At 55.8% G+C, this 25185-nt stretch carries 18 protein-coding genes; 2 read left to right on the top strand and 16 right to left on the bottom strand.

Annotated features, from left to right (window positions below; all coding sequences use genetic code 11):
- Positions 1-16: 16 nt before the first annotated feature.
- From ABJO75_RS15315 to ABJO75_RS15325, 3 genes are all read right to left on the bottom strand, one after another.
- Positions 17-796 carry an SDR family NAD(P)-dependent oxidoreductase gene (locus ABJO75_RS15315; protein ID WP_348134338.1) on the bottom strand — a complete coding sequence of 260 codons (780 nt, stop codon included), beginning with the start codon at positions 794-796 and terminating at the stop codon, positions 17-19.
- Positions 793-2391, bottom strand: coding sequence for a GMC family oxidoreductase (locus tag ABJO75_RS15320; protein WP_348134340.1), 1599 nt, complete (start codon positions 2389-2391; stop codon positions 793-795). Before ABJO75_RS15320 ends, ABJO75_RS15315 begins: the two co-directional genes overlap by 4 nt.
- A gap of 445 nt (positions 2392-2836) precedes the next feature.
- Positions 2837-6913: a PA14 domain-containing protein gene (locus ABJO75_RS15325; protein WP_348134342.1), complete on the bottom strand. Its 4077-nt coding sequence runs from the start codon at positions 6911-6913 to the stop codon at positions 2837-2839.
- 1154 nt (positions 6914-8067) lie between these two features.
- Here ABJO75_RS15325 and ABJO75_RS15330 point away from each other — a divergent pair.
- Both ABJO75_RS15330 and ABJO75_RS15335 read left to right on the top strand, forming a co-directional pair.
- Complete coding sequence (locus ABJO75_RS15330) at positions 8068-9627, top strand: lipopolysaccharide biosynthesis protein (protein ID WP_348134344.1); 1560 nt, start codon at positions 8068-8070, stop codon at positions 9625-9627.
- Positions 9628-9630: 3 nt separating this feature from the next.
- A complete protein-coding gene (locus ABJO75_RS15335) occupies positions 9631-10488 on the top strand; it encodes a CpsD/CapB family tyrosine-protein kinase (RefSeq protein ID WP_348134346.1) in 858 nt (285 codons plus the stop codon).
- 178 nt (positions 10489-10666) lie between these two features.
- Here the strand turns inward: ABJO75_RS15335 and ABJO75_RS15340 are convergent, their stop codons facing one another.
- The 13 genes from ABJO75_RS15340 to ABJO75_RS15400 all read right to left on the bottom strand — a co-directional run bounded on the left by ABJO75_RS15340 (position 10667) and on the right by ABJO75_RS15400 (position 25181).
- Entirely contained in the window at positions 10667-11623 is a 957-nt protein-coding gene (locus ABJO75_RS15340) for a hypothetical protein (RefSeq protein ID WP_348134348.1), read from the bottom strand.
- A 258-nt stretch (positions 11624-11881) separates the two neighbouring features.
- The gene (gene xrtD / locus ABJO75_RS15345) at positions 11882-13486 is read right to left on the bottom strand and encodes a VPLPA-CTERM-specific exosortase XrtD (protein ID WP_348134349.1); all 1605 of its coding nucleotides are present in this window, start codon (positions 13484-13486) and stop codon (positions 11882-11884) included.
- Between the two features lie 244 nt (positions 13487-13730).
- Positions 13731-14555, bottom strand: a complete 825-nt coding sequence (locus tag ABJO75_RS15350; protein ID WP_348134351.1) for a glycosyltransferase — start codon at positions 14553-14555, stop codon at positions 13731-13733.
- 3 nt (positions 14556-14558) lie between these two features.
- Complete coding sequence (locus tag ABJO75_RS15355) at positions 14559-15695, bottom strand: Gfo/Idh/MocA family oxidoreductase (RefSeq protein ID WP_348134353.1); 1137 nt, start codon at positions 15693-15695, stop codon at positions 14559-14561.
- Positions 15696-15856: 161 nt separating this feature from the next.
- A complete protein-coding gene (locus tag ABJO75_RS15360) occupies positions 15857-16795 on the bottom strand; it encodes a hypothetical protein (protein WP_348134355.1) in 939 nt (312 codons plus the stop codon).
- 229 nt (positions 16796-17024) lie between these two features.
- Positions 17025-18659, bottom strand: a complete 1635-nt coding sequence (locus ABJO75_RS15365) for a hypothetical protein (protein ID WP_348134357.1) — start codon at positions 18657-18659, stop codon at positions 17025-17027.
- 58 nt (positions 18660-18717) lie between these two features.
- Positions 18718-19515 (bottom strand): glycosyltransferase family 2 protein, encoded by a 798-nt coding sequence (locus tag ABJO75_RS15370; protein WP_348134359.1) that lies wholly within the window; start codon positions 19513-19515, stop codon positions 18718-18720.
- A gap of 131 nt (positions 19516-19646) precedes the next feature.
- A complete protein-coding gene (locus ABJO75_RS15375) occupies positions 19647-20093 on the bottom strand; it encodes a GtrA family protein (RefSeq protein WP_348134361.1) in 447 nt (148 codons plus the stop codon).
- On the bottom strand, positions 20090-21247 hold the full coding sequence (locus ABJO75_RS15380; RefSeq protein WP_348134363.1) for an FAD-dependent oxidoreductase: 1158 nt from the start codon (positions 21245-21247) through the stop codon (positions 20090-20092). The genes ABJO75_RS15375 and ABJO75_RS15380 overlap by 4 nt, the downstream gene beginning before the upstream one ends.
- The gene (locus tag ABJO75_RS15385; RefSeq protein WP_348134365.1) at positions 21237-22301 is read right to left on the bottom strand and encodes a hypothetical protein; all 1065 of its coding nucleotides are present in this window, start codon (positions 22299-22301) and stop codon (positions 21237-21239) included. Before ABJO75_RS15385 ends, ABJO75_RS15380 begins: the two co-directional genes overlap by 11 nt.
- Entirely contained in the window at positions 22298-23143 is an 846-nt protein-coding gene (locus ABJO75_RS15390) for a sugar phosphate isomerase/epimerase family protein (RefSeq protein WP_348134366.1), read from the bottom strand. The genes ABJO75_RS15385 and ABJO75_RS15390 overlap by 4 nt, the downstream gene beginning before the upstream one ends.
- Complete coding sequence (locus tag ABJO75_RS15395; protein WP_348134367.1) at positions 23140-24099, bottom strand: NAD-dependent epimerase/dehydratase family protein; 960 nt, start codon at positions 24097-24099, stop codon at positions 23140-23142. Before ABJO75_RS15395 ends, ABJO75_RS15390 begins: the two co-directional genes overlap by 4 nt.
- A gap of 290 nt (positions 24100-24389) precedes the next feature.
- Complete coding sequence (locus tag ABJO75_RS15400; RefSeq protein WP_348134368.1) at positions 24390-25181, bottom strand: WecB/TagA/CpsF family glycosyltransferase; 792 nt, start codon at positions 25179-25181, stop codon at positions 24390-24392.
- Positions 25182-25185 lie beyond the last annotated feature (4 nt).

Consider the following 25185-nt stretch of genomic DNA (forward strand, 5'->3'; position numbering starts at 1 on the left):
CGTGGTCAACGGTTGGTCAGTCTTCGGACAATTGCAGGGGTATGCGTTTGCGGCCAATGAGCTTGTCCAGAACTTTGCGTTTCAACGAGACAGGCTCCAAGAACTCGATGTTCCTGTCAAACAGCCGACCCGTCAGCATAGGATCGTGCCACAAGGCCAGACGCACTCCCCATTTCGCGGAATCTGCCGGGTCAATCCCATCCGGGATGCCCATTTGCGTTTTGAGCGCGCCGGGGATCCAATCATTGATGACGATATCTGGAAAGCGATCTCCGAGATCAGCCACCAGCGATTTGGTGAAGGTTTGCGCGGCACCCTTGGTCACCGAATAGGCCGCTGCGGTGGGGGCAGGGGCGATATGCGCGAACGTACTCAGGTTGACGATTCGGCCATAGCCCCGTGTCACCATTCCCGGCAAGACCGCGTGACAGCAGTAGAACACGCCTCCCAGATTGATGTTCACGGATTGCATGAAGCTTTCGGGCGTTTCGTCCAGAATATCCCGGCGGGGATAAACCGCCGCGTTGTTGATCAGGATCGTTGGGGTCCCGGCGACGGTTTCGATCTTGCGGAACGCCTGTTCCACTGCTTGCTGATCGGAGACATCGGCGGTGACGGGTAGGAATGCTTCGCCCAACTCATCCGCCAGGTCAGCAAGCGGGGCAGTACTGCGCCCGATGCCTGCAACCCGGACGCCTTCGGCAACAAGAACTCGGCTCAGTTCTCGCCCCAAACCCGCGCCCGCTCCGGTGACAACGGCCATTCCGTCCCGAATCTCTTGGCTGAAATCCGTCATGATACCTCGCGATGTTCCGCTGACATTTCTTTCCGATCAGCAATAATATCGGCCACCCTCAGGGCGTTGGCGGCGATCGTTAAGCTTGGGTTGACCCCCATTGCCGTCGGCATGAATGACCCATCCGCGACATAGAGGTTGTCAAGATCATGCGCTTTGCAATCCGGATCGAGAACCGAAGTGGTGGGGTCGCTGCCAAAGCGCAACGTGCCAAGGGGATGACCCACATTGACGATCGGCTTGATCGACAGAAACATCATCCGCCACCAGCCAAGGGCCCGGCGAATGATCCGGCGCAGCACGACCTGACGCGTAAACACATCCCGCGCGACAGTGTATTCGAACGTAAACACCTCGGGGTCCTTTGCGTTGAGAATAACCCGGTTTTCAGGCACCGGGAAATCCTCCATCTGGGCCACAAACACATCCGCGTTGCCAAAGAGCTTGGCCGCCAGCAACGCCGGAATGTTCAAGAGCCGCCGCAGTTTCGTATGCTTAGCAAATCGCGACCGTTCGAATTGCATCAGCAGAAAGCGCAAGATCGTACCGTAGTTGGCCTCGTATCCCATCGACTGCACAAGGCCCAGACGTTGGCCCTTGTGAACATAGAAATCGCGGGTGGACACGGCCCGGCTGTTCCCGATTGGTTTACCCCTGCGTTTCGGCCAGACAGCAAAGAAATTGTCGATGTGAAACATCAATCCGCGCCCAACCCAGTCGCTTGAATTGGCGCAGCCTGCTTCAGAGCGCCCGGTCGAACGCAAAAGCAGCGTCGGCGATCCAAAAGACCCGGCGGCCAGAACATATGTATTTGCCCGCAATGTAGTGGTTTCACCGCCATGGCGGACTCGCACCCCGGTAATCCGCCCGGGTGATTCCTCTTCCAGCGTATCCACATCACACTCAGAGAGGAGCATGGCCCGACCGCTGGCAAGTGCCGGTTCCACTCCTGCCGAGCGACCATCCATTTTACAGGCTCGGGGGCATTTTCCGCCCACGCAATTATCGCAGTTTTCCAGCCGTTTCTGCGCGATATGCGAATAGTAGGGGTTGAGGCCACGACCGCGAAATTCGGTCATCATGGCCTCTTCTTCCTCGGTCAATTCAGGAGGTGGACGCAAGTTGACTGAGGGGACCTTTGACAAGGCATCTATGCCACCGCGCACATAGAGCAAATCTTCGGCTTGATCAAAATAGGGAAGGAAGGCGTCAAATCCGACCGGCCAACCACCAGTCGGGTGTTCGATACCCTCTGCGGGATCCAGATCATGCGGCTCGGGCCGTTCGAGGGCCGCCGCATAGAACACCGATGAACCCCCAACGCCGCTGCCGAGCGGCGCGAAATAGTGCGAAACCGAGTCGCCATCATGCGCCTCGACGGGTTTTGGCCAGTACCCACGCAGAGAACGCGCAAGCGGATCGGCAACATCAGGGTTGTAGGGTTGGCGCTCGGTTCGGTAACCAGCCCGCCCCTTTTCGAGGAACAGAACCGAAAGGCCACGTTCGGCGAGGCGCCGCCCCGCGATTCCGCCACCCATTCCGGCACCGATGACAATAACATCCCACGACCGAGCCTTAGCTTCCTTCAGTGTCATCTGCCAGTGCCTCCGGAGGCCCTTATGAACAACGGATAAAACAGATGCAAAACCCAGTACGCCGCCGTGTGAATGATATGATAAATGCCAAAATTGTCAGGTGGACTCTCCGGCACCATCGAGCGGTAGTCAAGAGCACAGAACTCCAACCGATAACGCAGACCTATGTGAAGTCTCGCAATAGGTCCCGCAATCCCATCCGACGTCTTCGATAGGGTTTTGGAATTTATAGCAAGACCTTAGTCACGCCATCGGAAATGGCCCTGCGACTTGCGCCAATTCGCAGGAGGCAAGGCCCTATGGCGGTGGATTATTGGAATTCTGTTCCAAGCCAGCACGGCGTTTCGTTGGGAAGGCCAAGGCAGGTAGAGCTATCTGACATCGGCACGACACGTCACAATGTCAAATTCTAATGCAGAGGCACCGCCGTTGGCCTTCCCAAGTATTACATGAGGCTGTCTGACACCTCGATGGTGACCGTTCCTTTCGAGAAGTTCCCCTCTTCGTCGGCCAACCAATAGTCGAACGTATCCGTTCCGGTGTAGCCGCGATCCGGACGGTACATCAGCGTACCATCGTCCTGCTGGAATACGTCTCCATGAACCGGGTCGACCAGACCATCGAGCCGAATAGCGCCGCCATCCGGATCGTAATCGTTGGCCAACACATCAATATAGAGGTCCTGATTGTCTGTCGGTGCAAAGACAAAGCTGTCTGCCTCTGCAACCGGTGCCGGACCACCAAGGTTGAGTGCGCCATGATACTCTGCGCCACCAAACACCTGGTTTATCAGATACTCGTTCTCTACCTGCGAAACCGTCAGATCGAGCGTAAACGCATGGTTGATCTTCAACAGTTCGCCGGTCGCACGGTCGGCGACATAATCCTCAATCAGAACGATCGGTTGCCCATCGGCGCCTGTATAATACCCTTGGTCCGCGATCAGACGCGCAATATCGTACCAGTCCTCGATCTGATGTGGATCAGTAGCGACCTGACGATCGGTCGTCCCGATCGAGTCGGTCTTGATACCACTTAAGCTAAGAGTATCGCCAACGCTCAGCAAGGTATCGGTTTGCAGGTCAAACTCCAAACGCCCATCAACCAGCTGCGAGCTTGTCATTTGCTGCAACTGACCATTGTAAAGCTCTTCGAGGTTCGTATCGACATTGATGAACTGGCCATCAATCAGGAAGTTGTTAAAGTTCGTGCCTGGCTGCCCGTTGTCCGGAATGACATTGTGCGTCATATCTATGCCGGTCTCGAAACCGTCCATAGTGATACCATTGATCACCATGTCGTAGGTGTTGGTCCCGAATGTCAGCCCAGGCCAGGTATCCTGAAACGGGTTTAGTTCTCTCACCGCAGTCAGATCAAAGTCGATCAGCGTGTAATGCGCGGTGTACGAGATGTTGACGCCTTCACGAGTCTCCCAGTTTGTGAACCCATCAAACACCGAGCGGATATCATGGTTCTGTGCCGGGGTGGCCTTGATTACGATCAAGCCAGTATTGGTGGCAAACGCCTCGTTGTCTCTGAAGCCGTGGATCGGAGCGGCATCAGGCCTCATTGTATCGTTGCCATAACCGATTTCCGGCTGATCCAGGTTTTCCGTCTGTGGCCCATCCGGAGCAGAGCGGTGGAACCAGACAAAACCATTGGTTGCGTTGGCCGCAATATTTTCGGCAGCTTCGACGAGGCGACCGGCAAAGAAGAAGCCATCACCGGTGCGTCCGTTGTCATGACGCGCTGCGTCGCCGGCGTCTTTGACCGTGTAGTCGCCCGGGCCAATACCTTGGATATCGATTGCCATGTTACGCAACCAGATACCGGTTTCGTCACCGTCCTCGGCCGCAAAACCGGCTCCGAAAACATCATAAGCGATGTTGTCAGTAAACTCGGCATGGGCACCATGATGCACGTAACCCCAGCCGGGATTGCCGTCGACAACGTTACCGATCGCAATTGCAGGGTTTTCCTGATCCAGCGTTCCGGTCTCGTGGAAGTGAAACGAGTACCGCGCCTTGATATTGGTATCGTAGTCCACCGAACTCAGAGTCGAGACATCGAATGCGTCTTCTGATTTGTCGGTCCGTCCGAGATCAACAAAACCTGCATAGCGTACATCGACATCGTCAGAATGCATGAACATCACGTGACCGCGCTGGTGCACCGGCAAGTCGTCGCCGCCTTCCGATGAGAAGGTGACGTTGCGAGACATGTTGGCGACATAGGCCGACAGATCGTCTCTCGGAGCATCGTGGTCGAATTCAAGCGGACGATCAAATGTGATCGTGGTGCCATTGATGGCCGTGATGACAAGCTCTTCATCCTCACTCTCGTGATGGATCACGTCACGGACATCGTTGTCCCAGTACCAACCAGTCAGATGCGTTCCGGTCAGTACCAGTTTGTCGCCCACTTGCCAGCCTTCGGGCAGGCTGGTCAATTGAAGCGTCGTGTCACCGGCCATTGGATCTTCAGCGAGATCCAAGAAGGCCGTCTTCTCAGCACCGTAAATGTCGACCGCGCCATGGCTGAGCAACCCACGCGACAGCAACATCGGATCCCAATTGGTATCGATATTGCCGTTGTCGGCGAAAACGATATCCGCGGTAACGTTAGGCTGGATAGGATTATCTTCGGTCCCCATCTGCAAATAGCCTTCCGGCGAGACGACAATCGTGTCGACCTCCATCCGGGTGTCTACGTTGGTGGCAAAGCGCAGCATGCCATCGACGCGTACGGTAAACAGCGAGACATCCGAAACATGGTCGTAGTTCACCATGATCCCATCAGGGATCAGGACGGTCGCATCTTCGCCTGGCACCTGCCCGTTATACCAAATGTCCGGATCATCCCAGTCGCCATTGGCGATTGCAATGTGGCTTGCCTCGTCTCGCGGGGCCAGATTCATCGCAGCCATATGTTCGGCAGCCATGTTTTCCATGCCCATATGGGCCATACCTTCACCCTCGGCGCGAACTGCGGTCACAAAGGCCTCGATCTGAGCAGAGGTGACAGGGGGGATAGGGCCGTCATATCCGGGAATCGAGGCAGCAGGGCCAATGTCGTCACCGCCGGGATCTACTCCGGTGTCTCCACCGTTGCCACCATCGGTGTCGCCCGGACGCTCTTCGATTGTGATATTGCGGAAAAAGCTGTTGGCGCCGGCATCAGCATCGTCATCCATCGCCAGTACGAGGCGGCTGAAGTCGCCTTGGAAATAATCACCAACCTTGATGGAATAGCTCTGATAGCCATCACCCGTTGTATATTGGCCGTTTTCGCCCTGCAGGCCGTAAGTGCCAGTGCCATCCAGTTGAAAGATCCACTTTGGTGATAGTGCATCGTTTTGGTCAAATCCTATCCCGTGGATTTCGCCTTCTGCATCGCTTCGAAATTCGAAATTGAGGTAGGTATCTTCGGTTATGGTTTCGTCGATGGCGATCGCTTTCCAAGCGTTGTCGGTCAACCGAACGCGACTGTCGTTGTCCGAAATCGCAGCGTTGCCTTCGTCTTGGTCGCCACCGTAGGAGAACACCGCAGAGGCAACCCCATTAACGTTTACCTCAACAGCGTCCGCAATAGTAATGTTTCGAAATGCGCTATTGCCGCCAACATCCGCATCATCATCCATCGCCAGAACGAGCCTGTTAAAGTCGCCTTGGAAGTAATCGCCAACCTTGATCGCATAGGTTTGGTAACCGGATCCCGTCGTATATTTACCGTTTTCGTCCTGCAGGCCGTAGGTTTCCGTCCCGTCCAGCTGAAACAACCAATCCGGTGAAACCGCGTTATTCCGGTCAAAGCCGATCGCGTGAACCTCGCCTTCCGCGCTACTTTGATAGTCGAAGATTAGATAGGTATCTTCTGTAATTGTCGCGTCGATGGCGATGGATTTCCAAGCGTTATTGGACAGTATGACACGATGGTCGTTGCTCGAAACCGTGGCTTTTCCAGCGTCTTCGGCGTTACCATAGGACGATAATTCAGACAAAACGCCATTGACGTACAACTCAAGGTTCTCATCGGTGGAACCAGTATCATCAGTTCCGGTATCGTCAGACCCGGCATCACGCGTCAAGGTCTGGCGCAGGCCATCAGTATCAGGGCCTGACCAGTCAAGAGCGAGGGTCGCCGCACCAAAGGCTTCGAAGTAGCGAACTTCGATCGGATAAGTTCCGGCGGCCAGATTCACCGTCACTGTCTGCTCACGCGCCGCATGCAATCCATCGTTGTCGATGACCGGTGCACCATTGATTGACAGAGAAGACCCGTCATCCGATGTGAGATAGAAGGTATAGGTTCCGGCCTCTGTCACCCGCAGGTCTGAGGTATAGCGCGCGGCAAAATCGTCGTCCTGCCCGCCGTCCCAAAAGCTGCCCGTTGTTGTAAAGGTGTCCAGTAGCGCGACCGATGCGGTCGCCGCCGGTGGGGCATCGAAATCGATCTCGTTGAGACCAGAAACTCCTGACAGCAGAGTCCAGAACTCAGCCGTGAAATTAGTTGTGATACCCATGTGCGAGTAAGTCTCCGCTAGTGTTTTAAGTTTGGCTCAGAAACAACGGCACTTATGCACCTAAGACAACTCTTTACACGACGCGTCACTTGCCCTGCATACATCCTAACGCTTTGAATCAAAACGACATTCAAGGTCAGGTAAGTTATATTGCAGGCAGACTTAAGCCATGAACTAAAGACACTCAATGAACAAACCGTTAATTTGCTAATCTTGGCGAAAAGCGGCCAAGCTTCGGCGAAAATCAGCCAGAAAGGCCATATGTCGATTGCGCGGGTTTACCCCAAAATTGAGGTGGCCGAATGCTTGCCCTTAGGTCAAGAATATAGAGGCTGGTTCGGCTTCGCGAAGCATCGGTTTCGCCCCCCGTGGTCGCTGTCTTTAGGGCCAAATTCTTGTAACCCATGAACTTGTATGCCGAATTTCTTTCGACCCGCGCTATGTCTTCTCTCGGGCTGCAGAGGGTAGCGTGACCGAACGTGACGCCCGAGTCAGCCGGGCCACTCAAAACCTGCAGGCCGCGACTGTCGGGAGCCTGACTGCTCTGGCAAGTGGCGGAAACCCGCCAGCGTGTGAGAGGCAAATGAAATGGTCAGTGCGGTGCCGTCAAAAGATTCGGATTTTTGTCGAATCTGATGAACATTCTCAGGCGGCGGGATTCGTCGCTCGCCTGTCCACCGACACTTGTGAGGCGGGCGGGGCGACTTTGAGGGCGCAAAGTAGCATGGTGGCCCTACTGCCTGTTCAGAACTCTCCCGCGTTCAAGCGACAATGAGTACATCGTCAGAAGGGCCGTCTGCACGATACCAACACGCAAACACCGCAGTGGCCAACATTGTTCAGCTTCACGCAACAATATTGCGCAATATGTGTCCTTGAAGGGAAACAACTCGCACCATGCGTTTTCGTCCGCCAAACCGACACAGAACCGGTCACCGCCGCAGTTGGCCCCCCCGACCCAACGTTTTGTAAACACTTCATCCGCTTGGGCAGAGCGCGCCAAAAACGGCACAGAACACAACAGGATACATCTAGGAGTTGGAACCAGCCCTGTGAACTCTCCGGGGTCTGGACTATATTTCCCGCAAGAGTATCTTGCAGATCAACGCAGAGCATTTTTTACTGCCTGAGATGAACAGAAGAAAGACATCTAAATGATTGACGAGGTGAAATTTTACCTTTCCCTGTTCATGCGGCGTATTCACTATTTCTTGCTCATCGCAATCGTCTTCAGCTCGATCGGTGGCGTCCTCGCGTACACGCTTCCTCCGATATACCGGGCAGAGGCACGGCTTTTGGTCGAGTCGCCTCAAATTCCTGACGATCTGGCCGCTTCAACTGTACGCGCCGGTGCGCTCGAACTGCTCAGCGTCATTCAGCAACGCGTGCTGACCCGAGCGAATTTGCTGGAAATGGCGCGCAAGTTCAACGTGTATGCCGGAACGCCGACCACCAGCGCCGATATGATCGTCGATGATATGCGCAACCGGGTCGGGATCATTCTGCCGCATGCCCTTGAAACGGCCGGAATAGTGCTCTTGTCCTTCGAGGCCTCGTCGCCAGAGTTGTCTGTAGAAGTCACCAACGACCTTTTGACCCAGGTTTTGCAGCAGAACGTAGCACTGCGGACGGAAACCTCCGGACAAACATTGGATTTCTTTGAAAACGAAGTCACTCGGCTCGACAAGAGGCTGGGTGAGCAAGACGCCCGCATTCTCGAATTCAAACTGCAACACAAGGATGCGCTGCCCGAAAGCCTCAACTATCGCCGTACCCGGCTGGCCGCCTTGCAAGAGCGCGCCTTGCAAATCAGTCGTGAACTCTCGGCCCTCACAGACCGACGTGGCCGACTGGAAGAGCTGTTTGAGCGCACCGGCAGAGTTGATCTGAACGATACAAGCCTGTCACCCGAGCAAAGGCAATTGCGTGAATTGCAGGAACAACTTGCCTCTGCCTTGGTGATCTACTCTCCTGAAAACCCGCGCGTGCGATCTCTTCAGGCACAGGTCAGAGCACTTGAAGTGGCGGTCGAACGCCAAGGTAGTGAAAACAGCAGCCCATTGGCCACTGCATACGATCTTCAGATATCGGATATCGATGGGCAAATCGCCTATCTCGCCGAGCAGAAAGAAGTGGTCGAAGCTGAAATGCTTGAACTGACGGCCTCGATCAATGCCACGCCCGAAAACGCCATCACGCTTGGCACGCTCGAGCGTGACTATGAAAATACCCGCCTGCAATTCGATCAGGCCACTGCCTCGCTCAACGAGGCCCGGACCGGTGACCGGATTGAAACCCTGTCAAAAGGCCAACGTATCGTCGTGATCGAACCGGCAAGCACGCCTGAGTCGCCCTCAAAGCCAAACCGCAAGAAAATTCTGGCAGCAGGTGTGGGCGGCGGCATCGCAGCAGGGCTTGGGTTCATTTTTCTACTCGAGTTGCTCAACCGTTCCATCCGTCGACCCGTGGAGCTGACCAATGCCCTGGGGCGCGAGCCTTTTGCGACTTTGCCCTATATCCGCACCGGTCGACAGAAGTTCATGCGCCGCTTCCTGATCACGGCAATCCTGCTCGGTGTCGCGATAGGTCTGCCGCTCGGGCTTTACATGGTTCATCTGCACGTGATGCCGATCGACCTGATCGTTGACAAATTGATAGAGAAACTTGGTTTGCAGTCGGTCGTCGATCAACTTACTGGCACGGTTGGAGGATAGAGCATGGAACGTCTGAGTTCTGCCATTGAAAAAGCCCGCCGTGAACGCGAAGCCGCGAAAGGAAAATCCGAGAGCAATTCAGGCAAGCCGTCAGTGGCTGACGGCGCTTCGCCGGACAACGCGGCGAACAAGCCCGGCACGGGTTTGGCAACGCTGTGGCAATCACTACCATCCGTCAAAGTCGATGCCAAACACCTGAACCGCAACATGATCCTGACCTATCAGGCAAATACGGCTGCGACACCGTTTGACGTCATGCGGACCAAATTGCTGCACCAGATGCGGCACAACAACTGGCGCCGCGTCGCGATCACCTCCCCGGGTGCCAACTGTGGCAAAACAACACTCAGCCTCAATCTCGCCTTCAGTCTCGCTCGCCAAACCGACATCAGAGTCATGGTTCTGGAAATGGATTTGCGCAGTCCGGCAATGGCACGAATGCTGGGGCACAACCAAAAAACAAACTTTGCGGCGGCCCTTGCTGGCGTAGAACCCGCCGAAAAGCATATTCTGCGTTATGGCGACAACCTTGCGTTCGCGACGAGCCACAGTCGTGCGCCCAGTACCGCAGAACTGTTGCAGGGTTTGACCGCCGCCGAAGTGATCGACAACATCGAGGCTCGGTATGAGCCTGACCTGATGATATTCGACATGCCGCCAATGCTTGTCGCCGACGACACACTTGCATTTTTGGACCAAATAGACTGCGCGCTATTGATAGGCGCAGCCGAAGCGACCACTCTGGATGAGATCGGCAAGTGCAAGCAGGATATCGAAGCACGAACCAATGTCATGGGGGTAGTGCTCAATAAGTGCCGCTATCTAGCCAGCACAGAAGAATACGATTCCAGCGGCTACTAGCAGTCGTGTTAGTGGCTGGCCGGGATATCCACCGCATTTCAAACCCTGACATGATCCACTTTGCGCTTCGAAGCACGAAGCACATGGCCCCGCCAAAACTTCACTGGATAGCCCGTATTGCTTCGCCGCTCACCAGCGGAACCGCTAGGGAACGGCGAGGTAACCCTTCAGATTTCACTTAAAGTGAATTGTAAATATGATCAGCTATCACATTGTAATTGCTTTTGAATGTGTCGTTCACATCCGACCCCGAGAAATCCGGCATTGGGGCTGGTTCCTGGTACAAAGCTGAATAGACGATCATGGCAGCCAAGAGATACAGCGTATGTGACCCATGCGGCGCGTCATCCTCGAACCATTCGTCAGCGGTAATTGCAGAAGCCGGGGTATTCTCCATGACCGACACCATGGTGCGCGCGACAGGGATCATTTTGATCCGCGAGGCCGCCCCGGGAACATTCGCCTTTGTCTGGCTCAGCAGGTTATCGAACCATTTCGAATAGGCATATTGCGTGGTTGTTCGTTCTCTCCACGCAGCAAACTTTCTGGGCGACCCCGCGCCGTTACTTTCTTTGAGAATTTTGCCTCCGTCTGCCCAAACCTCGTAAATCCAGTAGTTAGGCTTGTCCGTGACGTTGGTCTCGTGTGCCGTAACAAGCTCAGTAAGCTCATCGCCCCAGTATAGGGCCTTACCTTCAGCGGGAGGCCTTGGAATCTGACCGCCGGCACTTGGGTCCGGGTTTGACCCTTGCGAGGCATAGACGGGCGGGCCAGAAAAGTTGTCCGTGAGGATAATGATATCTGTGATGTTGGCGGCATCTACACCTCGCCAACTGTTCGCTGCTCCGGACGATCGCACACCATGGGCCATCCAATTCTGATCCCAATCGGGTGCCAAAGGCTGCTGGATGCCATAGCTTCCCTGTACCGCAACCGATTGCCCTCCCTTGGCTTGGGTCATGCGTTGCAGCCATGGGGGAACCGACCCCCAAGGGCGGCTGTGATCAAACAGGCTGTTCATATAGGCGCCAATCACACGGTTCTGCGGAACTTCTGCGAACGCATTCGTCGCGGTAAGAACGGGCGCAGCGGCAATGGCGGCGAATGAGAATATGGCCGCATAAACAAACTTCATGACTTAAACTCCAACTTGGTAAGCTTTCACTTAGACAGAATAGACACAACTTTAACGAAGTACATCAAAAGACGGCATAGATTCGAGGATCCTGACGCAAGCACATCCCGTGATCGACCTAGCGCAGAAGATACCGCGTGCTACTCAACACGAACCACCAAACCGCACATGAAGCAGGACGTGGTTTACGCGCATTCGCCGCGCCAGATCCAAGGTTTTACACGCTCCACGACGGCACCCGCCGACCTGACAACCGCGTCAGCTATCAGGCACAAACCGGTCAAGCGGGTTCTGCATCTCCTTCAAAACTTCGATCAAACGGGCCTCGGCGATTTCATCACTTTCACGCGGATCAATTAGGGTGGTCAGCCGGATCAGCGCCCCATCGGTTCGACCCGTCGTAATGCCATCAACCATCAGCCAATATTTCGCAGCAAGATCCCACGCGATACGACGCTCCTTTTGCTGGAACCAATAGTACACCATCATACGCGTCTCACCCTTCTGGATGATGGCGCGATTGATGCGGAATGGCAGTTCAGTGCCCATAACTTCGGTGATGTCGCTGCGTTCAAGCCAGGCAATCTCCCAGCCTGATCCGGGCAGGCAAATTTCAGGGCTGTGTACGCCCCCTTTGCTCTGGTCGTTGTACCAGGCCATGAACAGCCCGACGAAGTGCGGACTGCCTTCCTTGACAAGCGAGGTCTGGTGATAGTCATCCGCCCCGAGCGTTGTCGCGACTTCGGGCGTCAGCCTCTGTCGAGGCCCCTGTTGGTGCCACTCTCCGAGCGAGCGCGGGAAAAGCGCAAAGCTTTCGCGCTCTGGGGCAAGGCTACCACGTTCGGGGATCGCCTGAAGCGCGACGGTTGCTCCGAGCATCAGCACACTGGCGGCAATCAATGCCTTAGAGGGTTGCACAAATTGTAGCCGTGCCAGTTGTGTCCCCAAACCTGAAGTGTCCAGATCAAGCGCATCCACCAGACTCGGTCGATCAGGGTTCAAGAACAACATCAGCCAAGCGAGACCGAACAGGATCAAGATACAGGCAAGAAAGACCACCCAACCCTCGAAAAAGTGCGTAAAGCCTTCCAACCACTCAATACCGTAGTACTGCACAATGATCCCAGCCACTGCGATACGGACCGAATTCATGAAAATCGCAATCGGTACGGCCGCCAGCAGCAAGAACGCCTTTTGCCACTTTGGTCCGTGGTAGAGCATGGCGAAAACATACGAAAAGCTCATGATCGGGAACATGTAACGCAGGCCGGAACAGGCCTCGGCCACATGCAGCTTGAGAATACCCAGATCGATGATGTTGCCATCCAGAAACACGGGAACGTCAAACAAGCGTAGGAAAACCACGCCCAGCTCAGATGACATGAATTGCAAGGAAGTCGTTGTCTTGTAGTATATTACGCCCGGCAGCGGCAGCATATAGACCAGATGCACAACGCCGGGCCAGAAATGCCTGCCCGTGTCCCAGCCCCAGCTGATCAGCAAGATACCCCCGACCCAAAGGATCAGCGCGTAGGCCACGATATCATCAATGCCAGACAGAATGCCCAAGGCCGCAACCATCAGAGATACCGTCACAAGCGCAAGACCCGGCCAGCGATTGCGATAAACATCCGGGTTGATCGGATAGTCTTTCAACTGCTTGAGAAACAGAAAGGCCGAGAGGACCGGGATCAGTGGGCCGTGACTGTATTCCGGCAGTTGCCATGCCACCAGTAGCGCATTGATGCCATCGGCAAAAAACACGCCTGCGCCAATCGTCGCAACAAGCAGCCAGAACACGCCCCAGTTGAGGGACGCGGAAATTGCACCCAGCACCGAGGCCTGAGAATCAGAGGCTGACATACGATACTCCCACACGAACAACTACGACCGAAGAATTTCACCGAAATGGCAGGTTCTCGCGTTCAATTCTACAGTGCCATGCCTCTCTGACGAAAATGTGGCCATTTTGAGTAGATCAAATGCAATATGGATTGTTTCTTGCCGGCCCGAATTTTGGTTACTCTGGGTGATTGGGCCTTGGGACCACAAGTTTGATCCTCATCCTTAGCGGTAGCCTACCCAGACGCGGGAAAGGCCAGAGACATCAGCGACCCCGGCTCCAATCGTTTCCACGTTTGGCGCGCACAGCAAGGCTGACCGTGATGTAAACGGCCAATCCGATCGGGTCAGTCAAGCCAAGGCGCGTCAAATATCCGGGCGTCAACGGCGCCTTGCCCTCGCGATCCAGGATACCGGGGTACAACCGATCAAGTTCGGCGACGCCTGCGTCCTGCCGGCGTCGCACACGCACCAGCGAGGAAAACCCTTCGACCAAGGGCCAGGAATAGGGGGCAGGGGCAAGAAGCCGTTCATCCGGCTTGAATTGCAAGCGCACAAAGGTATCATCCGAGATGATTTCCGGAAACTCTTCCCATCTTGCGCGCCCGGATGCGTTGACAGCAAAAAGCCCAGCCCCCGGCACACCCTCGGTCATGAACGGCAACCGGACCCAGATCCGCCCATAGGCGCGGGTGATCCAGCTTTCAGCCGGGCTCACGACCAATGTGCCGCTTGCATAGGTCGGCTCTGGCCGGTCAAGCGTTTGGGCCAGTTCGTCCAGCAATGGCGGCGACATTACGACATCAGCGTCCAGATAGATCCGAATATCGCCTGTGGCAGCTGCATCGGCACGGTTGAGGGCCGCCGGTTTGCCACCGATTTCTGAATCCAATACCTCCAGCCGCCAGCCCTTGCCGGCGAAACGCGTCCCATAGCTCCGGGCGATTTCTACGGTCGCATCCGTGCAGGCGTTGGCCGAGACGATGACCTCGGCGGTCCGCGTTGTCACCTGCGCCAGCAACCCATCGAGGCAAGGTCCGATATAGCCTTCTTCGTTGTTGGCGGGGATCAGGATGGAAATCGCGCTCATACTCTAGCGCGCCAGCTTCTCGGCCCAGGGCATCGGCGACACCGGCTCGAACCGGGTTTCCATAGCCATGGACCCGCCATGTTCACCCGCGCTCTGCAGGGCCAGCGTCACTTCGTTCATGTGAAGCGACAGATCAGAGGACAAGCGGCAGGGGCGCTCATCACCGATTGCGTCGCGCATCTCGACCACACCCAAGGCAAAATTCATCGCCGCGGCCCCCTTGCGGCCCAGTTTCGCATGGGTGGGACCCTTCAGTTTCAATCGACGAGCCATCGGCGCATTCACCAGCCGTCTACGCAAGGCGAAACGCTTGCGCATGCGAACCGGTGCAGCGTTGTTCCAGCACTCGTCCATCTCGATCACGCCCTTGTCACCGATAATCCTGAGCTCATGATTGTGAACGGCCAGAATCGAGCACGTCAACCGTGCCACCACGCCGCTATCGAAGAACAACGTGCCAACCGAAAAATCCGGTGCCGCATCCAGTGTAACATCCGTCTTGTCGGCAAGCCCCGCCGAGGCTGCGACAACCGTTCGAACCGGGCCGAACATCGGCAACAGCCAAGCCAGATAATATCCGGCGTGTTCCAGAGTGCAGCCGACCTCGAACTCATCTTTTGCCGGCCATGGCGCTCCGCTTTCGGAGAACCACTTACGGAACGGTGCTTGCGAAATGAAATCATCGTCCATCTCTGCATAGACCAGCCTGACCGGACCAACGACGTCTTCGCGCACTCCAGCCCAGATCGTCTGCGGTGCTTCGCCAAGAAAACTGCAGGGGGCCGAGGCAAGGAGCAGGCCCCGGTCTGCCGCCATCTCGTTCAGGATCTTGGCCTGATCCATCTGCATGGCGAGCGGTTTCTCGGAATAGACATGCAGACCCGCGTCGAGCCCGATACGCGAGATTTCGAAATGCGATGCCGGGTTGGTCAGATTGACCAGAATATCCCCGGGCGTGCCACGCGCCAAAAGCGCCTCAAGACTATCGACTGCGGGCACCGACCAATATTCGCAGAATTGGGACAGTCGCGCGGCATCGCGATCAAAACATCCTGCGATCTCAATCTCTGGATAGAGCTTCAGCGAACGCAGATAGAGATCCGCAACATATCCGGTACCAACAATCAACAGTTTGGGCATAACGTGCAGAGCTCAATTCAGAATAGTGACGGCGTCAAAGGAGTTATTGTCCCTAATATGGGCAGAAATAGGGTTCTGCTACACTATTTTCCCTGCGGTCCAAATTATCGCACAGTTTGCACCGTCATTGGCATCTCAGCGAGCACGAGATCGCGATGCCATTAAGTGGCGCGACGCACCCCGCTCCGGCGATAACCCGTTACAACATCCCAGACCACCCGCTGCATAAGCCTTGCGGCTTCTGCTGTCGGAGCATCAGCTGTGCTGCCGTCGGCCTTGAGAAGCTCATAAGGCAAGCCGGACGGATCCTTTTGGTACAAGACCGCATAATGGGTCAACGCAATAAGATAGGCCCCGAGATCGTTGAAATGGATGTTGTCGGAAAAAAGATCCTTGTATGTGGCAAGCCCCGAAACGCCCCCCGACCTGCTTAGCTCCGCTGTCATCCGCTCCATGACCTGACCGCCGGGAATGACGTATATTGGCAGGTCAACGCCATCTACGTTTAACGCCCGGTCAAGGATCTCGCGCTCCCAATACCTATCGAGATCGCGTGACAGACGCAGGAGCCATCCTTCCTCGGTATCGAGTTCCGGCCAAGTCTCGTAAAGATACAGGCGCGTATTGGGATCAGTCGCCCATGCTGCCTTTGCCCAGCGGGCGACGTAGTCCCAGCTGTCATAATACTCGATTGCATCCCGTATCTCGACCATCTCTGTCAGCACGATTGCCCGATAGTCACCGCTTTCCACGGCCTCATGAGCGTCACGGTAGTGTGTGTGGGCGTTTTCCTCGGCAAAACCGTTGACCGGGATGTCAGGCTCCCAATGGGATTGCAGTGTCGCGCCCCAACCCAACTGGATGTCATAGGTGTGATCCGCGCCCGCCAGTTGCGCCAGCATCGCAGGCATATCGCGCCCCATGAGCGAATGACCGATGAAATAGACCGAAACTGGCCCTTTCAACGGGTGGGGCGGGTTGGCATAGAGCCTTTCAATTGCATCGTTACCCGCAGGTTCCGGCGCACCGCGTATAAGTCCGCACGCAGACAACGCCTTGATCAGCACGTGCGGGGTATGACGCCGAAGGCGTGCAAGCATTGTCAGTCTCCAGCATTCGCAAGAACGTCGGCCTCAGAAGGTTCCCCAGAGATTGAAGTTCAAGCGGACAGTATCAGATGCCATCGTCGCCGTCGATCAAGGGGCAGGGTCGTGGACGTTGGACTGAACGTGATCATACTACCCATGCTGCCCGATTATCCAAGTCACTCTTCCTGATGACACCATAGACGTCAGCTGCCGACACTTATGGTCATGCTCTCCTCATATTTCACTCCGTCACAGGACAGCTGACCTCAAGGATATAGCCTGGACTAAGAAGCGTATCAAAGATTGCCAGCGGCGCATATTTGCAAGATCGCTCATCCAGCACCTGTTGAAGTCCGAATGCGGCCCGCCCCGGCTGAGCGGGCCAGGTTGCATGAATGGAGGTGATATAAAAGGTGCTGCCATCTGTAGGCGCTGAGTCGAGGACAAAGCGCGCCAATGGGCGAAAGTCGCCGCGCATGCGGAGAATGACATACATCTTGGCCCAGCCGATCGGGTCGTTTCGCAACATTTCTTCGATCTTTTCAGAGAACAGATCGTCGTCCATATCTTGCCATTCCGCGCCAAAATAGGACGGATCGATTGCCCCACTCGAAGCCGAAAGGGCCGGGACATAGGTATGTTGGGTGATCGGCGCACCGCGTTCGATCATCAGCTGGATCAACCGAAAGGACCCGAAATATTGCAGCACCTTCGACGGCGGCAGGTCGGCCAGAGTATCGACAATCTGTTCACTGGCTCCTTCGACAACCTGCGGAGGCCACTTCATAACCACCCGCAACCCGGTGCCGACAAATGCAAAGGCGAGGAGGATCAGTCCGCCAATTGCGAACCACCGCCGGGCATGATCCCTTGGCGGTGTCAGGCAATCTACCACTGCGCCGGCAAACACGGGAAAGACCCCCAGCATCCAGACCAGATGGCGCGAGCTTACAGCCGGGTATTTGCCGACTGCCGCCAGCCCGAGGAAGACACTCAATACAACTGCGGCGAACAGCGTCAGCCCGGCAAGCTGCGACCGCCTGGCGCCACTCAGAAAAATGAGCGCGCCCACCGCGACTGCGAGTACCACCAGCAGGATGGCCGCACCTCTCATCTGAAACAGCTGAAATGCGGCCTCGCCGAATTTCGAAATCGCCGCGAGACCGTGCCGCCCATAGGCATCAGGAAATGCGGTGATCTGGATTTTAGTCGCGTGATTGATCTGTAGGTAATAGGCCAGAGCCACAACGACGACGAGGCCACCGAGCGCGATCTCACCCGCGCCGAGCTCCCGCTGTGAAAGGCGCAGGGCCAGGAACACCGCCACCACGATGCAAGCCCCGACAATGGTAGAAACGCCGATCAGCAGCCCGGCCAAAAGAATGACGACATCACGCCAGCCGAATGCTTCGTTCCGATCTTTGGAATAGATCCAGGCCGCAAATATCGCAAAACCAGCGATATCGAAGGCATAGAATTTTAGCATGGAGGCGTTGATCAGGAAGGGCTGATGAGACAACAAAACAAAAAGCCCTGCCGCAATCGGCAGCGGGCGTCGCTCAAAGGCTCCAAGCAGTGCGGCCAGCACTACGCCGAGCGTCAACACGATCATGACGATGCGCATGGCACCAAATGACAGCCCGGAAATAGCGTGAAGCAGCAAGTTGAACAGCGGCGGCCCCGCCTGCTGCGCCACGGGCAGGGGACCAAAGGCTTGCGCCAAGCTTTCCAGTGGAAAGTTGAGCAGCTGCGAGATTTCGTCAATCCAGATGCTGCGGTCGGTCCAGTAATACAGTTGCACAGCGCCAAAGAGCAGGACCAGCGCCAGGATCATCAAACCGATTGGGGAGGCGGAGCGACCAGTGTCATTTGGCATGGCGTTCTCTCTTAATCTGCCGACATCAAAATTAGCTAAACGAAAAATCTGTGTTGGCTCAAGGCGCGAACCGTCCCATGGCCGCCGCAAAGGTTTGCTTGAGCACCGCGAGTTTCCCTGAAATCCCATCGATCTTGGTTGGCACGGCGGAATTCGGCGGATAGCGCCGCTGAACCGGCAGCTGTGCCACTTTCATGCCGATCTGTCCGGCCCGCACAGTCAGATAGAACAGCAACTCGTAGCGCTGGAAAACGTCGCGAAAGGGTTGCACCCGCGGGTCCAGCAGATAGCGGGCCGAGTAGGCGCGAAATCCGTTGGTCGTGTCCGTGAACCAATTCCGGCCCGCGAGGCTGAGCAGGGGAGCGTGAATGCCTCGGTTGGCGATTGTGCGCTCCAGCGGCGTGTTTTCGGCCATTCCACCCGGCAGATAACGCGAGCCCTGTACATAATCACAGCCGGCCTCCAACTGCGCGACCATATCATTCACGGCCTCGACCCCATCCTTGCCGTTGCCGTCGATCGTGACGATGCCCTCATACCCCTCGCGCAGACACCAAGCATAAGCCATGCGCAATTGTGCAGACAGGCGCCCCTCGCCGGTTTTCGTCAACACCGCCCGGACAGGCAAGGTTGTGATAAACTCAGGGTCCAGAGATCCGTCGACAGAGCCACCGTCAGCCACGATGACGTCCACCGAGAGCGCGGCATCCGCGATCCGCTGCAACTGACCCCGAATTCGGTCTCCTTCGTTTATCACCGGAATGACCAGAGCATACCTATGCTGTTTCTCGGCATAGAGAGCCGTCTCGTAAGTCGGGAGTTGCCAGTCGGCATCATTCAGTTCGTGTGAATTCAAGGTGATGTACCTGCTCTTGCTGGAAGCGAAATGGGGATTGGCCATTTGGATAAAATTGTGATTTGTCTATTGCAACAGAGGCAAATGTGCCATCGCCATAACGGCTGGCGGCCCCGCACGCTGGGCTCTGGTCAGTTGCGTTCATTGTCGTCGGGGCCTTCCGCGCTTCGGAAAATCAATGATTTGCTGACGATATAGTTGGCACAAAAAGACAGGCCGGTCGCCGCAATCAGGATAAGAAATGTATAGTCCGGCAAAAGCCAACCAAGGACGGCGATGCCACCCAATCGGACGGCCAGCACGAACCAGAGGCTCAGGAGATAGGCAAACAGGCGCTTAAGAGATAGCCGCCCTGACCGGTCTTGAAACGTCCAAAGCTCGTGCATTCCATAATTGAGTACGGCACCACAGAGAAATCCAACCGTCGCCGCGATCGGTAGTGGCACAGCCCAGACCTGCGCCAAAACCCAGGCCACGCCAAGGTCAACGCTCAGCCCGATCACCGCGACGATCCCAAAGCGCAGGAATTGCGCCCTTTGCATCAGCGCATCATAGATTGCCTTAGGGATATCACTCATCGGCCAGCTCGTTGCAGGACGTACCGATCATCTGCTTGCGACATGGCAGGATCAATCGTGCGGACCAATTCGAAGAGATCATAAATATTGTCGATTTTGCCGCCCAGAATTGAAATGACATGCGAACTGTCGGGGCGCCTCTGGAACAAAATCGGACGTCCGTCATCGTCTTCGTTCTTGATCAACACTGCTTTGACATCAAAGAGAGAGGTCTTGACCTTAGCTTCGGAGAGGCAAGGCATGAACCGTTTCGCATCCTGAATCATGTATCGTGCACGGCTGGTGTTGCTATAGCCGCGCGCGATGTCATAGGGCGCGTTTTGGGTCTGCGTGCTGTTCCAGCTTAGATGTGGCGTATAGCGAACATGAGTCAGCGAATAGAGGTCTTCAGCCGGGTAGGGCATGGCGGAGAAGAACGGACCATCCATGACAGTGACAGCAGCGCCCGTCAGCTCTTCCGGAGGCTGGATCAATGCGATTTCGGTCAGTTCAAACTTGAGCTTGGCCGGAGGGAGGTCAGCCATGCGCAATATCTCGTTGATATGGGCATAGGTGACGTTAAAGACATAGCGCGCACGGACCTCTCGCCCCGAAGACAAGGTGACGGTAACACCCCCGTTTTCCTCGGTCACGTTCTGGACCTCGGTATTGAGCATGAGTTCCATTCCTAGCGCGTCGATTCGTGCCATCAACCCATCCCTGAGGATCGAAAAATCGAATGCGTACTCGGTGCAGTCGAAAACCGAGTCGATGAGGTCAGGGTCGAACAAAGTCGATTGGGCGGCGCTGGCGGCTTGGATCGAGGCGCCCATATCGCGAAACATGCGCTCAAAACGCAAGGCCGAGACCTTTGAATGGTTACGCGCAATGGCGTAGAGCATGCGAAAGTCTGTCTTAACGGCGTCAGGAAAATCATCGGCAAAACGTCGGTGAAGCGTTTGAGATTTTACGGCTGTCAAGACACTGCGCGGATAGTGAAACCCTGAATGCACGCGCGCTTGATTGACCCGGCTTGCCCGCTCCATAATCCGGTCAGCGGTTTCAACAATTGCGACTTTGTCAGAGATGGAGCGAAGAAACAGCCCCAGGCAGCAGCCGTAAAACCCACCGCCGATTATCAGATAATCGACATCGAAATCAGTTTCATTGATCATCAAACGGGGGCTTCTGTGTCGTCCCAGTGACAGAAATGGCGGCTTTGTCAGGTTCTTCCGCGCTGTCCAGCGCGACTTCGACATTCAACTCATGGATGACCTGACCAAAGAGATCGCCAGAACTTTCTTCTCCGACAACGTCCAGCATTTGATTTGGCGAGACCAGTTCAATCAGCTTTTGCAATCCGCTGGACAGACCAAAAATAGACACGCCGAGAAAACATGTGGTTGTGCTGATCGCCAGAGAGGTCGTCAGCCAGCCCGGTTGGATGGTGTCGAGCATGATCCACACGATCACTGCGTAGATCGCAAACAGAAAGGCCGAAATTGCCGTGATCGCCGACAAGATCGACAGAAAACCCAGAACACGCGGTGCGGCATTGACAAGGAGGCGTTGGATCAGGCTGAGGCGCTGACCTACGCCACTCAGCCCGCGCGGTTCCTGATCTGCCGTTGCTGGCATGTAGATCACCGGCAGCGCGGAATCACGCGGAATGAACCGCAGCACCAATTGTCTGTCAGGATAGGACAGCAGCCTGTTCAACAAGGTCCGCGGGTAGGCGGCTGACGCCATATTGCGCGCGGTGGCCCGAAACCCGCTGAGGTTGCCAAGCGCAATGACTGCCGGATTAAGGATATTTGATTGCTCGCGCATCCCAATCACAACGCTGTCCTGCGTGCGAGCTTGCTCGATCATCTCGACCAGATCGATAGCGTGAAATTCACTTGCTGAAGACAGTAGGACGATATCTCCGATTGCCTCCAGTGCGGCAATGACGCGACGCTGATAGGGCTGAACGCCCGCGCGCAACTTGATAATCCGGATATTCTGAGTGGACTGCAGCAACGACTGGTAGGCCTGCGCCTCGGCGGCATCTGATACGAGGACAATTTCCCAGTACCGGTATTTTTGCGCGATTTCATCTGCCAGTCGCTTGATCGTCTCAAAATGCGCGGCGATGGGTGGCACATCGGGAAAGCAGAGAGAGATCAGGACATCCTCTCTGGGCGGAGTAGATTGAGGATCTGCAGGGAGAACAGCGTGCGTGATCATGAGACTCTCTTCGCCATTTCATCAGCGTTTCTAAGTCGTTGCACCGCTTGGCTCATCTGATCGACGCGATTTTCTGGCGCCGCCTTCATCTCGATAGACACCCAGTGATCGTATTTGACGGACCCAAGTGCATGCAGGATCGTGGCCGCTGTTTCGGCCTGAGCTGGTGCCGGTTCCAGATAGGGTTCACTGATGTGGACATGCGACAAGATCGGGGCATGTTCAGCAATAAGATTGGTGCTCTGATCAAACGCGTCGTTGAGATGCATGGTACCGACATCAAAAACCATCTTGATCGCGGGGTGGTCAAGATTTCGTACAAACTCCGCAGCGGCCTCTGCATGCGTCAGAAAGTTCGTTCCATAGACTGCCGGATTGGCTTCCATGCCAATCGTGGTCCCCGCGCTGGCCGCGTAGTCGCCCAGTTGTTGAAAAACCACTTCTGCATGATCGGTTGCCTGCGTCCGGGTCATCGCCTCGGGAATAACCCGCTGCTTGGGAGAGCCGAAAACAAGATTGGGGATTTCAAATCGACCAGCCAGATCAATTGCCCGCTTCATGCCCGTGACCAGCCGCGCAAGTGCAGCCTCGCCTTCAAATAGGGCCGCCCCCTCAACGCCAAACAGCAGGGATTGCATCGACACCAAGGACAAACCCGCATCCGCGACCTCAGAAAGACGTTCTTGTGCGAGGGCCTCATCGGGCACGAATACATCCTCGGCCCCGTCAAACAGAAGGCCGGGTGCGATTTCCAGCCCGCGCACATCCTGCGCAGCCAAGGCCGCATATGCCGCAAGGCGCTCATCCGACTTCCACGCGATATTTGAAACCGCGAAATTCATGCCCTGCTGTCCTTGGCGGACGTTGTGAATGCGCAAAGCTCTTCCAATACCTCTTCGGCGCTGGACAGGTATGGGCCTGTTTCGCCGCGAAGGAGCTGCGTATGACAGCTTCGCATGTCCTCATGGTGAATTTTTGCAGCGCTTTCAGGCATCTCGCGCCCGGTTACGGCAAGGTGAATGGCGTCGGCCCGCAGCGGTTCTGTCGCCAGATGAAGCACATCAATCTCCGCAGCAAGTGCGTTTTGCGCGTCATCCCAAAGCCGATCCAGATTGTAATACTGGTATGTGGATTGAGGGTTGGTAAATCCGACTGCAGATATCCCAGCCTCCGAAAGGACCTTTTCCATCTCGGCACGATCGCCGGTGGCATCCAGCACCGCCCTATCAATCCGGTGCATGTTCACATCGCTATCCCATTGATAAATGCTGTCGAGGCGGTCAGCCCATGCGCCAGAGTCCAACTCCCGCGCCTCTGACATGCGATCAGGGGTAAGCATCGTTGGAACAGGGTTCAGAATGTCAAAGATGAAATTCTTCTTTAGTCTTGGCCCAAACAGGGCGGGCAGGCGCATTATCAGGCACCTATCAAAGTGATCAGAACACACTTCCTCAAGCGCACGACGATGGCGACCATATGCAAGCTCTTGCTGAAATCGCGTTGATGTCTCGTCGTCTTTCCCAGCGAAATCGGCGAGAACTGCAATTGAAGAGATGAGCACGAATTGATCTGTCTTCAGGCTGGTCAGATGGCTGGCAAGGGCGTCTATCTGCGCCTTGTCGCGGTCTGGAGAGGCATTTGCCTCAAACATCGATCCCGGCGCTGCTGCGCACACCACAGTATCAAAACTTTTGCCTGCCACTTCAGCGATATTGCGAGACGCATAGTGTTTCGAGAAGCCGTGTCTTGCCAGGTTGCCGCCTACAAACCCAGTGGCACCAATTAACGCGCTATTCACATCGATCCCCGATCTGATCTCCTGAGGGCAATTCTGTAACTCTTTCAACCAATTTAGGCTACCCCTATGCAAATAACGTCGCTTGTTCGCCAATGTCGATTACAGGTTGCTCCACATATCCGGTGGGCATCGTTTGACGGCGGTCTGTGGACAATTGGATTTGGGCCTGATCCTGTCGTGAGGTCAAGGCTGATGACGGTGTTGGTCAGCACCAAGGCTTTGCTGGCGTCGAAAATGCACACCCGACATGCCATACGCAGCTAGATAAGCGCGCTACCTACCTTTCCTACTCACCGGCTACGGCTCTGCCTCAGGGCGTCCACCGCCAGCCCGGGCAGGATCATGGCGCATAAAGCATAGCGTTTGGCCAGTCGGCGCGGATTGGTCATCATCCGCCACACCCATTCCAATGCAAGCTTGCGGACCCATGCAGGGGCGCGGGTCTGGCTTCCGGCAACAAAATCAAGACCGGCACCTATGGAAGCAAAGCCAAGCTGGGGCGTGCGGGTGCGGCCACGTGCGGCGAGGATTTCCTGCTTGGGGGCACCAAGCGCCAGAAAAACCAGCCGTGCACCGCTTGTCGCAACCCGATCGAGCAGGTCGTCGGCCGCAGCGCTTTCCGGATCGAACGGAAAGGGAGGCGCGAAAGCGCCTGCTATTTCCAACCCGGGTACATCTTCGGCGAGTTTCTTAGCTGCGACGGCCAGGATATCATCCGTACTTCCCAACAGGGCGACGGGCGTGTTGGTTTCCTTCGCCAGTCGGGCCAATGGCAAAACCATATCCGAGCCCGGCACCAAGTCTACGGGCTGCTTTGCCAACCGCGACAACCAGACAATTGGATTGCCGTCCGCAACAACGAAATCCTGCGCGGCATAAGCATCCCGAAACGGGCCCGGACTGCGGAGCTTGACCAAATGATCCAGATTGATGGTGGCAACCGCAAAACCATCGCAAGCAGCCAGCCGAGTGCGCGCAAGGTCCAGAAGGCTGTCCGCATCAGCGACGTTGACGCCCAGCTTATAGGAGCCCTTGGGAAACTGGATCGTGAATCGGGGAGGAGGAGAGGCAAGGGTGGACAAAATA

It is taken from the genome of Sedimentitalea sp. (assembly GCF_039973035.1).
Taxonomy (GTDB): domain Bacteria; phylum Pseudomonadota; class Alphaproteobacteria; order Rhodobacterales; family Rhodobacteraceae; genus Sedimentitalea.

Excerpts from the sequence above, each read along its gene's own strand:
- ABJO75_RS15355 (WP_348134353.1), bottom strand. The coding sequence starts at position 15,695 with ATGCCCAAACTGTTGATTGTTGGTACCGGATATGTTGCGGATCTCTAT.
- ABJO75_RS15325 (WP_348134342.1), bottom strand. The coding sequence starts at position 6,913 with ATGGGTATCACAACTAATTTCACGGCTGAGTTCTGGACTCTGCTGTCA.
- ABJO75_RS15320 (WP_348134340.1), bottom strand. The coding sequence starts at position 2,391 with ATGACACTGAAGGAAGCTAAGGCTCGGTCGTGGGATGTTATTGTCATC.
- ABJO75_RS15390 (WP_348134366.1), bottom strand. The coding sequence starts at position 23,143 with ATGAATTTCGCGGTTTCAAATATCGCGTGGAAGTCGGATGAGCGCCTT.
- ABJO75_RS15350 (WP_348134351.1), bottom strand. The coding sequence starts at position 14,555 with ATGAGCGCGATTTCCATCCTGATCCCCGCCAACAACGAAGAAGGCTAT.
- ABJO75_RS15330 (WP_348134344.1), top strand. The coding sequence starts at position 8,068 with ATGATTGACGAGGTGAAATTTTACCTTTCCCTGTTCATGCGGCGTATT.
- ABJO75_RS15375 (WP_348134361.1), bottom strand. The coding sequence starts at position 20,093 with ATGAGTGATATCCCTAAGGCAATCTATGATGCGCTGATGCAAAGGGCG.
- ABJO75_RS15315 (WP_348134338.1), bottom strand. The coding sequence starts at position 796 with ATGACGGATTTCAGCCAAGAGATTCGGGACGGAATGGCCGTTGTCACC.
- ABJO75_RS15365 (WP_348134357.1), bottom strand. The coding sequence starts at position 18,659 with ATGCCAAATGACACTGGTCGCTCCGCCTCCCCAATCGGTTTGATGATC.
- ABJO75_RS15380 (WP_348134363.1), bottom strand. The coding sequence starts at position 21,247 with ATGATCAATGAAACTGATTTCGATGTCGATTATCTGATAATCGGCGGT.
- ABJO75_RS15340 (WP_348134348.1), bottom strand. The coding sequence starts at position 11,623 with ATGAAGTTTGTTTATGCGGCCATATTCTCATTCGCCGCCATTGCCGCT.
- ABJO75_RS15360 (WP_348134355.1), bottom strand. The coding sequence starts at position 16,795 with ATGCTTGCACGCCTTCGGCGTCATACCCCGCACGTGCTGATCAAGGCG.
- xrtD (WP_348134349.1), bottom strand. The coding sequence starts at position 13,486 with ATGTCAGCCTCTGATTCTCAGGCCTCGGTGCTGGGTGCAATTTCCGCG.
- ABJO75_RS15385 (WP_348134365.1), bottom strand. The coding sequence starts at position 22,301 with ATGATCACGCACGCTGTTCTCCCTGCAGATCCTCAATCTACTCCGCCC.
- ABJO75_RS15335 (WP_348134346.1), top strand. The coding sequence starts at position 9,631 with ATGGAACGTCTGAGTTCTGCCATTGAAAAAGCCCGCCGTGAACGCGAA.